The sequence below is a fragment of the Escherichia sp. MOD1-EC6162 genome (genome assembly GCF_002965125.1).
Taxonomy (GTDB): Bacteria; Pseudomonadota; Gammaproteobacteria; order Enterobacterales; family Enterobacteriaceae; genus Escherichia; species Escherichia marmotae.
Map to the genome: position 1 here is coordinate 1 of NZ_PTSB01000101.1, position 247 is coordinate 247.

At 52.6% G+C, this 247-nt stretch carries 1 rRNA gene; it reads left to right on the forward strand.

The features are described 5' to 3' along the window. Window positions 1-152 precede the first annotated feature (152 nt). A 5S ribosomal RNA gene (gene rrf, locus A9587_RS24345) occupies window positions 153-247 on the forward strand; the annotation flags it as partial.

Consider the following 247-nt stretch of genomic DNA (forward strand, 5'->3'; position numbering starts at 1 on the left):
TGTAAGCGCAGCGATGCGTTGAGCTAACCGGTACTAATGAACCGTGAGGCTTAACCTTACAACGCCGAAGATGTTTTGGCGGATGAGAGAAGATTTTCAGCCTGATACAGATTAGATTAGCCGGCGATAAGCGGGTTAATAAACAGAATTTGCCTGGCGGAGATAGCGCGGTGGTCCCACCTGACCCCATGCCGAACTCAGAAGTGAAACGCCGTAGCGCCGATGGTAGTGTGGGGTCTCCCCATGC